The sequence below is a fragment of the Chitinophaga pinensis genome (assembly GCF_007896845.1).
Taxonomy (GTDB): Bacteria; Bacteroidota; Bacteroidia; order Chitinophagales; family Chitinophagaceae; genus Chitinophaga; species Chitinophaga pinensis_C.
Map to the genome: position 1 here is coordinate 38057 of NZ_VOHS01000025.1, position 14175 is coordinate 52231.

Below are 14175 nucleotides of genomic sequence, written 5' to 3' on the forward strand. Positions count from 1 at the left end.
ATATTATAAATAACAGCTAAGTTTCGAAGCACCCCAGCAACCCCAATATATCCTTCCAACCTGGTTAAAACATTACTGAGAAATGTCAAGATTAGCGCTATTGGCGTATGCCAACGACATGAAAGATGAGCCGCTACATTATGTCGAACAGGAGATCAAAGAGATCAACACCTACTTCGGAAACATCAAAAAGCACTTAAATCCGGATATCCTTATAAGTGCCACTAAAGATGATCTGTTCCGTTATTTCGCCGACCACGGCCCGGATATCGAAATAATGCACTTTTCAGGACACGGCAACAGCCTGGCCCTCTTCTTCACAAAAGACGGTGCCTTCAGAAAAGAAGGGCTCGCAGAACTGATGGCTTTTGCACCCAACCTCAAACTCGTATTCCTTAACGCCTGTGCTTCCAGAGAGATCATAGACGTACTGCATACCCCCGATCCTGCCAATCCGCAGAAAGGTGTGCCTATCGTCATCGGCACACAACGTCCCGTATACGATAAGGTAGCCAGCGATTTCTCCATCTACTTCTACACCGCCCTGACCAAGTCATGGCCCATCGGAAAAGCCTTCGACTTTGCAAAGACCTTCGTCTTATCCGGCGAACACTTCGCATTGTTCCCCAAAGGACCCAACCGTTACATAGGTACTAAACGGGCCGCTGTCATGGATGATGATCCGGATGATGAAGCAGCACAGAAAGAATTTCCGTGGGGCATATACTACAAGGAATCTCTGACAGACGACTGGTCCATTACACAATACCTCAACGAAAAATATGATAGTCAGGAGAAATATGCCCCCAATGATGAATTGATCCGGGCACTGGCCTCCAATGCCAGCCGTTTATATAGTAACCTGACCAAAGAAAGGGACGCACTCATCGCTACCCTCTATGATAAATCAGACCTCTCCGCAAAAGAGGTGCTCATAGAAGTCGAAAACATCAACGATAAATTCAACCGGCGTAACAACCAGCTCAAAGAGATCAATGACCTCTACGCCGCCTATATACAGGACCCGCAAAGCCTGAGCGATATCGCTGATAAACTCATCAATACCTTTCCCCTGCCATTGGGTAAACTCCTTCAGCGGATGTATTCTTTCAGTAAAGAAAACCTCCTCACAGAAGACGACTATGCAGAATTTCTTGACCTGCAGATCAACTTCTATGAAATACTGGTCAAACTGGCCGCCGCCACCATCCTCTCCGACCTGCTGGAAGTATACGGCATGAAAGAGAAGATCGGGAAAATACTGGTGTTCAATCCGATCCAGAAGGAGATTATCCTGAATTATTTCCGGCAGACCAAAGACAACGAACAGGACTTTGACTACACCTCCTTCATCGAGGTCATCAGTCAGGTATTGAAAGAAAACCTGAAAGATGAACCGGACATTGCCCCCTTTGTCAAAGAATATCTGCATTTCGAAAGCATCAACACCTATGAGAATAACTTCTTTAATTCTCATATGGTGATCAAAGGCATCAAGGCCAAACTACCTATGCTCAATACAACAGCCGCCTATATTCATCACTGTAAAGAGATCGAACTGGGACTCATCAATCTCCTGAAGGAACTGTTCTTCATTCTCCAGTACAAGATGGTTGTTATCAAAAACGTAGAGGCCATCCGTAAGCGGAATGTGCTCGCCAAAACCTACTTCCATAAATACATGTTGCTGGAACAGCGCATTTCCGACCGGATGGAGGTAATGGAACTGCAATCCCTGCCGGAATACGCGGAATCCTATTCCGTGATACTGGTCAAAGAGATCTACAGAATGTTCGAGTACCTTTCCCTGTCCCCCTTCCTGATCGATAAAAATGTGCTGTGTGAGTTTGATGGTGTTGACCTCTATTTTTACAACTACACAGAAGGCAATGGCATCGTCTATAAAAGCCTGACCAACAACGAAAGACTGATCCACATCCAGCCGGAAACGCAGGATATAGAACTGGGCGCCGCCACCATCACCAGAACAACGCTGCGCTTCATTGAGGATATGGCGATCAAAACAGACCGGGAAAAGAACAGGATCACCAACCGTCTGCTGCAACTGCATGCGGAATTCGCATACTACCGGTCCAAGATTGCGGCCACACCGGTCGCCGTACAAAACAACACTCCCATAAACAGCCAGCCATGAAATTGATGGAAAATCCCTTCAAACTGCTGGAGTCCTACACAAAAGAGGATAAGGACATATGGGGTGGCCGGTCGGCAGAAATAGAACACCTGTACAATCTCTCTTTTGCGGCCAACCTCATACTGGTATACGGTACCTCCGGCGTTGGTAAAACCAGTCTTATTCAATGCGGACTGGCCAATAAGTTCAGACGCACCGACTGGCACGCCGTCTGGATCACCAGAAAGGACGACCTTAACCAAAGCCTGACCGAAACACTCTCCCGGGAAGCCGGGGATAGCCCCTCTGCGCCTCCCTCTCCGGTGCCGGAAATTATCCGGCGGGTTTATTTAAAGCATTTTAAGCCCATATTTCTCGTTTTTGATCAATTGGAGGAATTATTCATCTTCGGATCAAACGGCGAAATTCAGGCCTTCATAAACATCATAAAGGAGATTCTGAGCAGTGACATACAATGCAAGATCATCCTCGTGGTCCGGGAGGAATACCATGGTCACCTGAAAACATTACAGGATGCCGGTCTGCCGGTCTTCAAAGCCTCCGTCAAGATAGAACCCATGAATATTCCGGAGGCCTCGGAAGCCGTCGCCAAACTCCTCGACAAGTATAATATCCAGACACCCGATGCGGATCACCGGGCCTGCGCGGCCAGAATAGCCACCGACTGCTCCATAGAAGGACGGGTCGATCTGGCCAATCTGCAGGTATACCTCTTCTGGGCATGGGAAAAAGCGGCCGAAAAAGCCCCCCCTGACGCAGACATCGCCTTCACCTACAACATTCTCAGGGAGATCGGCGATGGCAGAAACGTGCTCGCCCGCTACCTGAATGCCGTCGTCGAAAGGGTCTCCAAAGGCAAAACAGGCGGCGTATGGTTCCTCCTGCAACATTTTGTGTCCCGCTCCCAGACCAAACAGCCGCTTCGGCTCGCCGAATTACAGGACATCGATCTGCAGACGGCCCGTATGTGGCTCAACGAACTCAGTAAAAGTAAACTCGTGAAATGTGGGAGGGAAACAGACAACGAAGTCTATACCCTGACGCATGACAGTCTCGTGCCCCTCATCTCACAAAAGAAAACAGCCGCATCCAGAGGCAGGAATATCCACCCCAGCGTACAGGGTAATCCTTTCAAAGGACTGCCCTCCTACGAAGAAAAAGACGCCACCATCTTCTTTGGCCGTAGTGTTATTCTCCGGGAACTCCTGACCTTCTTCGAGGATAAACGCCTGCTGGTTATCGTCGGTCCCTCCGGTTCGGGTAAATCTTCTATTATCAAAGCCGGTATCATCCCTACATTGAAAACGGAAGGTTATGCCGTTTTTAATGGTGAACCCGGCACACATCCCATGATCTTCGGCAGGGATCTGCAACGCCGGCTGACAAACCTCAGCGGCGCCAAAGCCCTGATATATATCGACCAGTTCGAAGAACTCAGTACACAGGCCAGCACACAGGAAAGCGAAGAATTTATCCAACTGCTTAATGACATCCAGAACAGCAGCGATCCCGGTCTCCAGCAACTGAAAATAATCCTCAGCGTCCGCGCTGATTATGAATATGAATTTGAAAGAACGCTCACCGGCTGGCGGGAAGCCAAAAAAACAATTCCCGACCTGATGGAAAGCGCCGTCAGAGAGATTATTACAGAACCGGCTTATCTCGCCGGACTTGAATACAAACCGACCTACCTCGTTGACAATATCGTACGCGATGTCATGCAGTCCAACGGCACACTGCCCCTGCTATCCTACGCATTGGAACAGATGTATATCGAGTATGAAAAAAGTGGCGCCAATGACGGTTTTCTCACAGAAGACCATTATAATGCGATCGGCGGCGTAGTAGACGGTCTACGGCTCCGGGCATCCAAACTATACAGTAATTCCGATCCGGAAACCCAACACACTATCAAAATGTGATGCTGCGTATGCTGTCACTCAGTATCAATGAAAAGGCCTCTAAAAGAATACTGGCGGAAGACCTTGTGTATGAAAGTCCGGTGGAGAATGAACGTGTACAGAAAGTGCTCAACGAACTGGTGAACAGCCGCCTGATCGTATCGGGTCCGGATGAAAACGGCCAGATCTACTACGAACCAGCCCACGATTCTCTCATCCGCTCATGGAACCTGATCGGCGACTGGATCAAACAATTCGGTAAAGACCTGCTCTATCTGCAGCAAGACCTTTCGGATGCCGTCAAACAGTTCAAACTCAATCCGAAAAAGCTTTGGCATGATGATCCGAAATTGAATACCCTGTTGAATATCATGAAGTCACCCGACAACTGGTTAAACAAACAGGAAACCAATTTCGTAAAGAAAAGCCTGCAACGCAGGAATGAACTGGAAGACAGAAAGAAAAGAAGAGAACAGGAACTGGTAGAAGAAAAAATAAGCCGGCAGGAAGCAGTAGCCAAACTGAGTACAGAAAAAGAAAAAAGGGAAAAAGAACTGCTGGAAGAAAAACTGAGTAAACAGGAAGCCATTGCAAAACTGAACAGCGAAAAAGAAGCCGTCCTGCTCGAAAAACTCAAAGGGGAAAAAGCAAAAACCCGGTTGCAGAAACAAAGAACCATCCTGTTGGCACTGGGCCTCATTTCTTTGCTCATCGCGGCCAGTTATGTATATAGTCAGTGGAATAAATCAGAAAAGTCTGTCCGGCAGATACAGGAACTCAATCACCGGCTGCAAAGCTCTGCGGATGATCTCACAAAACTGAATCAGTCGCTGAACGTTACCGCAGAAAAAGCCCGGCAAAGTGCAGCGGAAGCGAATATCGCCAGACAAAAAGCAGATTCCGCAGCACAGCAGGAAAAGAAAGCACGCACCATTGTCGAAAGACAAAAGAAAGAACTGCTGATAAAACAAAATGCCTTGCTGCTCTCACAGGAAGAGGTAAAAAAATATTCGCTCTCCCTACAGGCGAAAGCCGATTCCCTGCGTACATATTCCGATTCTTTGAAGACGCAGCTTGTCATCATCCAGAACAAAACCCGGGAAGTAGAATATGCAAAACTGACGGCTGCCTATCTCACAAAATCCCGTTCGCTGATGCATTCGGATCCGGCAATGGCCTATCAGCTGGCGCTGGAATCTTTGAAGTATGACAGTGGTAATCAGAAGATCAAAAACTATATTCACGACACTCTGGACACCCGTAACACATTCTACGAATCTTTTATTGTTGAGAATGTCTCTTCTGCATTCTTTGCTGACAACGGGAAAACAGTACTCGCCATACATGGAGATAATAAATTTCGTTTACTGGATCTGGTCAATCATAAAGACACCAATATCATCATCAATGGCAAGATCCTCTCTGCGCAATTCAGTCCGGTAGATAACAGTGCATTAATCGCTACCCGAAACAATATCTTCAGCTATAATGCCAACGGCGTCTTAAGAGCTACCTCAGAAAGAATGGAGAACGTAGTAAAAGCAGTATATACCGCGAGGGGCAGAATCATCGTCGTGACCCCTGCAGAAGTCCAGATCAGAAAAAACGTCAATTCAACAACGGCAGTGGTGATCCCTTCGGGTAATAATGATGACGATACGGAAGTCAGTTCCAATGACTCCTTATTATACATCAGAAAGAATGATATCATAGAAGCATATGACCTGACTAACGGCCGGCTGATAAGAACTTATCAGGAGCCTAACAGCTTCCTTGCCAAAGGCGGTAATGGGTTTATCGCTGTATCCGGAAAAAGATTATTACTGGCAAGAAGTGCAGGCAATAAAGTGGTGCAGGAAAGATATTTCGTACCACTGGAAAAAGATTACTCGCGGGTGTCCATTATCAGTATTGCAGATAACCTGCGCACGCTACTCTTCATGGCAGAACCCGCAGAACAGCAGGTGATACAACAACAGCAACAGGTGCAGCAGCAACAGATCAGTAAGAACTTTATCAGACCACAGCTGAGTACTCCGCCTGTATTATATGCGTTCAGTCTGCCTAAGAACAGCAGGAAGCTCCCCGGTAATATTCCTTATGCGAGACGGGTGGTATTGTCAGAAAATGGCAACTATATTATCACAGGAGAAAGTGGTTCTTTGTCTATCTATGATAATAACGGCTACCGTGTAGAGAATTTTGGTGGTTATGCCAATTATACCTCATGGGCCTTCAATCCGGCCAATACAGATATGATCATGAGCATGAATGGCCTCAGGCTCAAACTCTGGGTAAAAGGCACACCGGATGCACTTTCTGCACAACGTAAGCTCAGAACATTCAGTTCATCCGAACTGGAAAAAGCATTGGAAGATATTGCTATCCGATAATTATACAATAACACAAGCAGCAGTTGCTGCTGCTTGTGTCAACGCTCATCAATCAGGAAATGCATAGGTTTCAGCGATCCATGCAAAGCCATCGTCTTTCTTTGTCACATGTCCGATACCCGGCCATGGCAGGTGATAGGAAAATACCATCGTGCGATCCTTCGCCAGAGATTCCAGCACTGTTCTCCGGGTAGTTGCTGCCAGTGTAAAATCAGTATCGCCATCAAATCCCCATTCCGGATGTGGGAATAGCAATACATCCGAATGTATGAGGTCTGCTATATGTACAATCTCTTCATTACCTGAGAATACCCGCACCAGTGTATGTCCGGGCGTATGACCGGGAGCAGCCTGCAGCCGCACACAGCCAAATAAGGTCTCCTTATCATCGAAGAAATGCAGGCGGTCTTTCAAAGCGGTTAAGGTCTGCTTTGTAGATACAAGAATCTTCGCCAGCAGCGCTTTATTACTAAATTTACTTTTAGAGAAGTCCGGCTTATCTGACATCCAGAAACGATGCTCTGTCGCTGACATATACACCTGTGCCTGCGGAAAAACCAATTGTCCATCTTTGCTGAACAGACCGCCGATATGATCCGGGTGTGCGTGTGTGATCACAATTTTTGTCACTTCATCTGTACTGATACCTGCATCTTTCAGTGACAAAGGCAGCCAGCCCGAGTCAGGCCCGAAGCCAAAACCAGCACCGGTATCGATCAGTATAACTTCTTTTTCTTTCCTGACCAGCAGCATATTCATACCCAGATCAACGGACTTTACAGAACGAAAACTATCTTGTAACAACTTTGTCACTGCTGCCGCCGGCACATCCTGTGCAAAATGATCCTGCACGGGGCTCATTACAATATGACCATCTGTAACGACCGTCATTTCCAGATCTCCCAGCTGAAAGCGGTGATATGGCCGCTTATTGGCCGCTGCTGCGGAACGGGCCAGCAGTGTACGTAAAGGTAATGTGGCGCCAAGGCCCATTATGGCGATGCTTTTTATCAGGGTTCTTCTTTCCATCTTCAAATATTTAGATCAAAAGTATGGGGGTTGTATCTTTGAGTCAAGTAAGTACTTTTTAGTATCCTGGATACCAAAAAGTAACTAACATTGATTTTCAACATCAAAAAAATGCCCGCATGGCAAAGAAAAATATAGAGGGCCCTATCTGTGCAGTCGATTTTGCATTCAGGAGAATAGGTGGTAAATATAAAGGCCGTATTATCTGGTACCTGCATCAGTATAAGGTATTACGTTATGGGGAACTACGCCGCAGCATACAGGATATTACGACTAAAATGCTGACACAGACCCTGCGCGAACTGGAAGAAGACGGGCTGGTACACCGGGAGGTATTTCAGTCAATGCCTCCGCGTGTAGAGTACTCACTGACAGCCGCCAGCCAGCAACTGATACCATTTATTGATCATTTACGGGAATGGGGAGATAAACAGATGGCAAAGGAAAACATACCTGCTATCAAGAGCAGTTTATCATGTGTGATCACGGAGGAAGAAGGGGCCGAAAAATAAAAAGCCCCGGCAATTGCCAGAGCTCTTTACTGTAAAAAACGGATTATATCCGGTTATTTCATTTCAACGCCAACTGAAACCCTTGTTTCATCATAAAACAGGTTCAGGTTTTTAGGTTTTGCACCCGCTGGCAATTTGAATTTATTCTCTTCTGATGTTTTTGTAGACTCTGCATCAACATTTACAGTGTTGTAATTGTCGTGGGTCAGGTTGTTACCATTATCCAGCTGCAGACGGAAATCGTTTGGATTAAAGAAAATACCATTACCACCTACTGCATTTTTGTTGGTCACTTCAATTTCGTAGGTAATTTCAGTACCCGTTACTTTCCCATCAGGGTCAGTTAACTCAATACCTTTTGCATTCTTTAAGCGAACAAAGACTTCTTTTTTCTTGCCCAGAAATACGGAATCCGGAGCAAAGGTAATTGCGAACGTTTTAGGCTCGTTTGCGGGTGTGCTGGCAGCTGGGGTGCTTTCAGACTGCTGTTCGGAGCTGGGGGCCTGTTGATCAGCATTCTCAGTTTTGTTCTTTCCTTTACATGCAGCCATAGCTACCATGAGGGCAACAGAAGACACAAGAATGATCCTTTTCATCGTATAATTATTGGTTTAGAATTAAAGATGGATGGTCAATAGAAAAATATAATGTATACGAATGTAAGCACTTTTTATATTATCTGCTATCAAATCCGGTAATTAACGTATCAGGATAAGGGTTAGCATCCAAAAATGCGTAGAACTACGTATGTCTTTCTGCTAATATTCTACAAACAGCTTATCAGGATAACACCAGAGCCAGCGGTCTCCCGGTTCTGCCGAAGCTACTACCGGATGTCCTGTAGCATGATGATGACGGGTCATATGTTTATTCGGTGACTGATCGCAACACAGGGTTTCGCCACAGGTCTGGCAGGTACGCAGATGCACCCAGTCTCCCCCACTCTTGATGCACTCTTCACAGACACCTTCCTGACCGATTTGCACCTCTTTGATATCTCTGATGTGTTGACAGGTATTCTGTTCTTGCATAATGACAGGAATTAATGTGATATAATTGCGTTAACAGGTAACAAGATAACATATTCCAACTGCTTTTGTAACAGCATTTATTGTCATAAACCGGCTTATAGCTGCATCTTTCCACTCCTGACATCTATATAACCATCTGCAACGGCGTAATAATGGTATAATAAGGGAATGTATCAAAAGAGGATCAGATAATACTAATGTTACGTTAATGCTACGTTTAAAACGTAGCATTAACGTAACATTAGTATTATCTGACTATAGTTATACTATCTGATGGATTTCAGGACAAATGCCTGTACCACTGTTGCCGGAATGGCCAGCGTAACTGTTCTGGAAAAACGGGCGATATTGATCCCTGCTAATGTACCATAGATATCAAATACGGGACCGCCACACTGTCCGGACCTGAGTATCCCATCGTGCGCAATCACCGATTGAAAGCCATCTCTCCGCTCACTCTTGCCGCCTGCAAACATATCTGTCGCATGGGTAACAGGCTGTTGAGGACGTTTTGCCAGCACAATAGTATCATTCACTTCAGACACATACCGGCTGGTACCCCCTGTTCCGTCAGCACTTGCATCAACCGCATGCTGCCGGCGCTTTATGATCACAGTATCACCCGGCCAGTAAGTAAATAATTCCCGGCCATAATCCATCGGCTCATTCACCGCCACACCATTGATACTTAGAATTTCATCCCCCGGAGTGGCTCCTTTTCCATCTGCGGGAGATCCCGGCATTACATAGGTCAGTACAAGGGGCTTCTTGTCGGGTGCAATAGCCGCACCCAGAAAACCCAGACTACTCATCTTTGGAAGACTGAAAGTATCCTTCCCAAATACGCCGGCAATACCCAATGTATCCGGCAATGGAGATAATAATATAGCTCCGCGGCGAAGCCCCTTCTGCTGTTTCAGGGGCATTTCAATGCCCCCTTTCACGCGTGATGCCAGTCCAAGCAACACCAGGTCATTCTCCTTATCACGGGCTATCGTAAGGGCTTTTATGCTTTTACCATTATATATAACAACCGGCTCTTGCCCTACCTCACTATTCTTACTTACCACAAAAGACTTCCCCTTTACAGTGATCAGCATACCATTGATGGCGCGCTGCTGATTACCTTCTGCACTCTTCACACGTACACAGGCTGTCTTATCCAGCTGATTTATTTTCATGGTGCGGTTGAGATCTTCCAGCTGATCATTACTGCTGATCAGCTTTTCCGCCGGATCTGTCTTTATACTATCTATGATCTCCGGGTACTTTGTATAATGGATCGGCTGCGTAAGGGCCGTCCAGTATTTCCGGTACAGATCAACAGGTACATCGTAGTTTTTACGCTCATCAGGTTCTATGGCACTTCTCAGACCAATCACCCGGCCGAGGTAGTCGAATAGCGGTCCGCCGGAATCCCCCGGTTCCATCATACAGGTTGACTCAATAAACCCTTTCTCATTCTTTACCCGGGTGATATGTCCCATGGTCATCATGGGCAATGGCTGATTCAGCGTTTCCGGATATGCAATACTGAAACAGGGTTCATTGACCTTCAGGTCATATGACCAGCCCATAGGCGCAACCGGCCAGTCACCCGGTGTAAGTAGTTTCATCATGGCTACATCAGGCAACTCAGGCGTTTCAGGGAAGTTAATCTTACCCAGTGCCTGTGCAATCGCGGATCTGCCATCGGCAAAAGTCACCATGTAGGTCTTACCGGGTATCGTAGTATGCGCTACGGTCAGAATATGCCCCTCTTTTGTAACAACGACGCCGCTGAAGGTCGCACTCATTTGTTGTTGAGTAGTCGTATCATAAGCCCACATCCTGACATAAGCAGGTGGGATTTCGGTACTGAGCCGCTGGAAGGTTGAAGAAAGTGTCTCATCAATGCGCTGACAATAGGTATTTCCCGCCAACAGGAGCAGGAAAAGAATTAATAGTTGGTTTTTTTTCATTTTTTAACCGGATATAGGGCACCGGAAAAATAAAGATAATCTACCGCTTGCAAGTTTTTATACTCCTGACAAGGAAAAGCACAGGTCCCTTACAATGAAAAGCTTAGATATATATATAAAATAATTATCTTGCACTATTATCCGGACTAAGAAGGACAATACAAGCATGAGACCTATACCAAAGTATGTATCCCTGCTGCTGTTACTGCTCATAGTAACCAGTCAGGTAGCCCAAAGTCAGCAAATGAGCTTTACAGTTATCAGGACCTCTCCCATCTCTTTTACCAGAAGCAAAAGACTCTCTGCAAAAAGCATGGACCTGCCCTGCCAATTACAAGGACAAGGACACCCAGAAGAAATATAAGGAGATATGGGACGGGCGAACCGAGTTTTTCACCGGCGCTATCAAGTCTGATAACTATGTCTATGACAAAGACATCTACAACTATGTGTACAGCATTGTAGCAGACCTCTGCAAAGGGAATAAAGGCTATCTGCCTGCACAGCCATTCCTTGTGCTGGACAGAAGCCCATCTATCAACGCCTATGCAGTAGGCAGTAACGTGATTGCGGTCAATCTGGGTCTGATCCAGTTTGCCCAGACAAAAGAAGAACTCGTACTGACACTTGCACACGAGCTCTCCCACAACATCCTCCTGCATGCAGAAAACAGTATGAAGAAACGTGCCGAGTGGCTGACTTCCAATGAATATAAGCAGTCTATGGATGAAGTGCTCGACTCTAAATACGAGCGACTGACCCGTCTGAAAAAAGTATTCGAAAACTTCTCCTTCGATAGAAGCCGTCACCAGCGCTACCATGAAGGAGATGCCGATTCACTTGCTATTGTACTGCTCAAAAACGCAAACATCGCATTCGATCCGAACGTGTTCCTCCGCCTCGACACTGCCGACATGTTGTATCACCAGCCGCTGAAACAACCGGTTAAAAACTACTTCACCGCATATGGTATCACCATAGAAGACGCATGGCTGAAGAAACGCTCTAAAGGGCTTTCTACCAGAAACTATAACTTTCAGGAAAATGTGACCATGCAGGATTCCCTGAAAACACACCCTGATTGTGTGGACAGGTATAACAAAACTAAAGTGGCTGCCACAACACCCGTACCACAAACACCGATTCCTGCTGCTATCCGGGAAAAAGCCAATAAGATGCTGATATGGAATATGTATTGTAACATGAATCTGGCGCCATGTCTTTATCGCGTACTGCTGGCCAAAGACAAGGGCACAAACGATCCATGGTATGATTTCATGATTCACAATATCATGCTGGAATTATTCCATGCTGACAACGAGCTGCATCGTTTTGCCGCTATCGGGGTAACGCAGAAGGAATATATCTCCAAAGACTTCTACGAACTGCAGACCTCCTGGAGCAGATGCCCCGCGAAGAACTGGGTAAAAGCTGTCAGCAAATGCAGAGCGCCGGTTTCTGGAGCAAAATGCAGGAGCAGGAACAGGGCTTCAGAACGCTGATGCAGAGTGTTGCGCTTGGTACCGACAACAGCGAGGCAAACAAAACAAAGGCTGCCAAAACCTTTATGGATAAATATAACAGCAGCCTGTACGGGGAGTACGCGAATGACCTGAAGAAAGAAAAGGAAAGCAAGAAATAAGCCTGAACCTCTTATAATGAAAAAAATCACCCTTCTTTTACTGATACTCTCTCCCCTCCTGCTACAGGCCCAGACGAAAGTCTTCAAGGAAGTGCATGAGGGTATTTCTACTGAATTCAAACCCATCTTTCAAAATGGGAACCTTATAGGGTATCTCACTTTTTCGGAACTGGAGCGGGCCAATAAAGACTCTTTCAATTACCGGATCGATATCATGGACGAAAACCTGAACGATCTTGGTATTGTAAATTTCAAAGAGAAGAAACTGGATCTGCAACAGGTATCTTTGTGAATGATACCCTTTGTATGGCTTACCTGAAAAGTAATGTACTGGGTTATGACTGGGCCAACAGAAATGAAAGGAATGATTCCCTTGCCAAAGGTTACCTCTCCCTGTTCGCACAGTTCATCAGTCTGGATGGTAAAATCGCCCACACTTTTGAGAAAAAACTGACCACGGATATCCGGGTGGCATGGTCAATTATCCGGGATGGTCAGATCGGTAACGGCGGACTTAAACATCGCCTGCAACTCAAAAATCAGGACCAGAAAGGATTTACTTTTTTCTTCGGAGACGATGAGCATACTTATCTGCTGGTCTTAACACACAGGGGGAACTGCTTTGGGAAAAATACATTCTGGAACAAGGCGACCGCTACCAGCTGCTGACTTCCAACAGAGATGCTTTCTGCTGATCAGAACAGATAAGGCGATGGCAATGAGCAATTTACGGTGATCTCCTATGATACGGATACAAAAGCCGGCATTCTGAAATACCCTTTGCAGGATCAGTTGCGGAATCCGTTATGGGTAGTTGCATTCGAGAATGACCCTGCCACTGGCAATCCATATCTGGGTGGTTATATTCATGATCCGATGGCTGCAGGCGCTTACCTGAATACAAAAGATGTCGTACGCCACATCTCTCCGGTATGTTCACTGTCAATGTTAACGGACATGAAAAAGCGGCTGTAAAACGCCAGTTTACTTACTGGAATGACGGCACAGACGAAGAACTGGCAGCCAATGACTTTCTTTCAAACAACAACGGTTTTATGAAAGAAGTATACGGTTTCAGAGACTTCAGTGGTAACACCTATATCGCAGGCCTGAATAACTATCGTAAATCCCGCTACGGCGGCGTAGTGATGCTCCGCTGGATGCAAAGGGAAAACTGGCGGTAGTAAGCCCTTTCGCTGAGTCAGACCTCGATCCTTTCTCCGTAAAGAAACAGTTTGATTTCATCAGTATGCCACCGTTCTACACAGTATCTTCTTCAGAGGCCAGATCCGTTTATCTGATCGTGAATGATCAGGTTAATTCGATCATCTATAATCTGGATAAAAGCAAGACTGTCCGCGTCATTCCGCACAAAGACGGAGGTGTACGTACTTATATTATCCTGCCAAAGAAGGACATGTTATCGTAGCTGAATACAATAGAAAAGAGAAATACACGAAGTTGTCTATAGAAGCGATATAAATAGCTTGTAAACGCTATAAAAAAAGCCTTACACGTGTGACGTGTAAGGCTTTTTTATCTGATTCCTGA

15 protein-coding genes are annotated in these 14175 nt (G+C 46.0%); 11 read left to right on the plus strand and 4 right to left on the minus strand.

Annotated elements, in window-relative coordinates:
* Window positions 1–82 precede the first annotated feature (82 nt).
* Genes FEF09_RS20610 through FEF09_RS20625 form a run of 3 tightly spaced genes read left to right on the plus strand, consistent with a single transcriptional unit; the run spans window position 83 to window position 6449 of the window.
* Window positions 83–2155 carry a CHAT domain-containing protein gene (locus FEF09_RS20610; protein WP_146306853.1) on the plus strand — a complete coding sequence of 691 codons (2073 nt, stop codon included), beginning with the start codon at window positions 83–85 and terminating at the stop codon, window positions 2153–2155.
* Window positions 2152–4077: a hypothetical protein gene (locus tag FEF09_RS20615; RefSeq protein WP_146306854.1), complete on the plus strand. Its 1926-nt coding sequence runs from the start codon at window positions 2152–2154 to the stop codon at window positions 4075–4077. The genes FEF09_RS20610 and FEF09_RS20615 overlap by 4 nt, the downstream gene beginning before the upstream one ends.
* A gap of 8 nt (window positions 4078–4085) precedes the next feature.
* The gene (locus FEF09_RS20625; protein WP_186774437.1) at window positions 4086–6449 is read left to right on the plus strand and encodes a hypothetical protein; all 2364 of its coding nucleotides are present in this window, start codon (window positions 4086–4088) and stop codon (window positions 6447–6449) included.
* Window positions 6450–6497: 48 nt separating this feature from the next.
* Here FEF09_RS20625 and FEF09_RS20630 read toward each other — a convergent pair whose 3' ends face one another.
* A complete protein-coding gene (locus FEF09_RS20630; RefSeq protein WP_146306857.1) occupies window positions 6498–7478 on the minus strand; it encodes an MBL fold metallo-hydrolase in 981 nt (326 codons plus the stop codon).
* A gap of 119 nt (window positions 7479–7597) precedes the next feature.
* On the opposite strand from FEF09_RS20630, the gene FEF09_RS20635 reads away from it, so the two are divergent.
* A complete protein-coding gene (locus tag FEF09_RS20635) occupies window positions 7598–7990 on the plus strand; it encodes a winged helix-turn-helix transcriptional regulator (protein WP_146306858.1) in 393 nt (130 codons plus the stop codon).
* A 53-nt stretch (window positions 7991–8043) separates the two neighbouring features.
* On the opposite strand, the gene FEF09_RS20640 is transcribed toward FEF09_RS20635, so the two are convergent.
* The 3 genes from FEF09_RS20640 to FEF09_RS20650 all read right to left on the minus strand — a co-directional run bounded on the left by FEF09_RS20640 (window position 8044) and on the right by FEF09_RS20650 (window position 10982).
* Entirely contained in the window at window positions 8044–8586 is a 543-nt protein-coding gene (locus FEF09_RS20640) for a hypothetical protein (RefSeq protein WP_146306859.1), read from the minus strand.
* 162 nt (window positions 8587–8748) lie between these two features.
* Window positions 8749–9021 carry a UBP-type zinc finger domain-containing protein gene (locus FEF09_RS20645; protein WP_146306860.1) on the minus strand — a complete coding sequence of 91 codons (273 nt, stop codon included), beginning with the start codon at window positions 9019–9021 and terminating at the stop codon, window positions 8749–8751.
* 266 nt (window positions 9022–9287) lie between these two features.
* A complete protein-coding gene (locus FEF09_RS20650; RefSeq protein WP_146306861.1) occupies window positions 9288–10982 on the minus strand; it encodes a serine protease in 1695 nt (564 codons plus the stop codon).
* Between the two features lie 449 nt (window positions 10983–11431).
* On the opposite strand from FEF09_RS20650, the gene FEF09_RS20655 reads away from it, so the two are divergent.
* The 7 genes from FEF09_RS20655 (at window position 11432) to FEF09_RS20680 (ending at window position 14053) form a co-directional block, all read left to right on the plus strand.
* The gene (locus tag FEF09_RS20655; protein ID WP_261387630.1) at window positions 11432–12484 is read left to right on the plus strand and encodes a M48 family metalloprotease; all 1053 of its coding nucleotides are present in this window, start codon (window positions 11432–11434) and stop codon (window positions 12482–12484) included.
* A complete protein-coding gene (locus tag FEF09_RS33355; RefSeq protein ID WP_261387631.1) occupies window positions 12451–12624 on the plus strand; it encodes a hypothetical protein in 174 nt (57 codons plus the stop codon). Before FEF09_RS20655 ends, FEF09_RS33355 begins: the two co-directional genes overlap by 34 nt.
* A 16-nt stretch (window positions 12625–12640) precedes the next feature.
* Complete coding sequence (locus FEF09_RS20660) at window positions 12641–12916, plus strand: DUF6770 family protein (protein ID WP_146306862.1); 276 nt, start codon at window positions 12641–12643, stop codon at window positions 12914–12916.
* Window positions 12913–13293: a hypothetical protein gene (locus FEF09_RS20665; protein WP_222597050.1), complete on the plus strand. Its 381-nt coding sequence runs from the start codon at window positions 12913–12915 to the stop codon at window positions 13291–13293. Before FEF09_RS20660 ends, FEF09_RS20665 begins: the two co-directional genes overlap by 4 nt.
* 63 nt (window positions 13294–13356) lie before the next feature.
* Window positions 13357–13599, plus strand: coding sequence for a hypothetical protein (locus tag FEF09_RS20670; RefSeq protein WP_146306864.1), 243 nt, complete (start codon window positions 13357–13359; stop codon window positions 13597–13599).
* Entirely contained in the window at window positions 13557–13808 is a 252-nt protein-coding gene (locus FEF09_RS20675) for a hypothetical protein (RefSeq protein WP_146306865.1), read from the plus strand. The genes FEF09_RS20670 and FEF09_RS20675 overlap by 43 nt, the downstream gene beginning before the upstream one ends.
* Window positions 13809–13873: 65 nt before the next feature.
* Window positions 13874–14053, plus strand: coding sequence for a hypothetical protein (locus FEF09_RS20680; protein ID WP_146306866.1), 180 nt, complete (start codon window positions 13874–13876; stop codon window positions 14051–14053).
* Window positions 14054–14175: the final 122 nt, after the last annotated feature.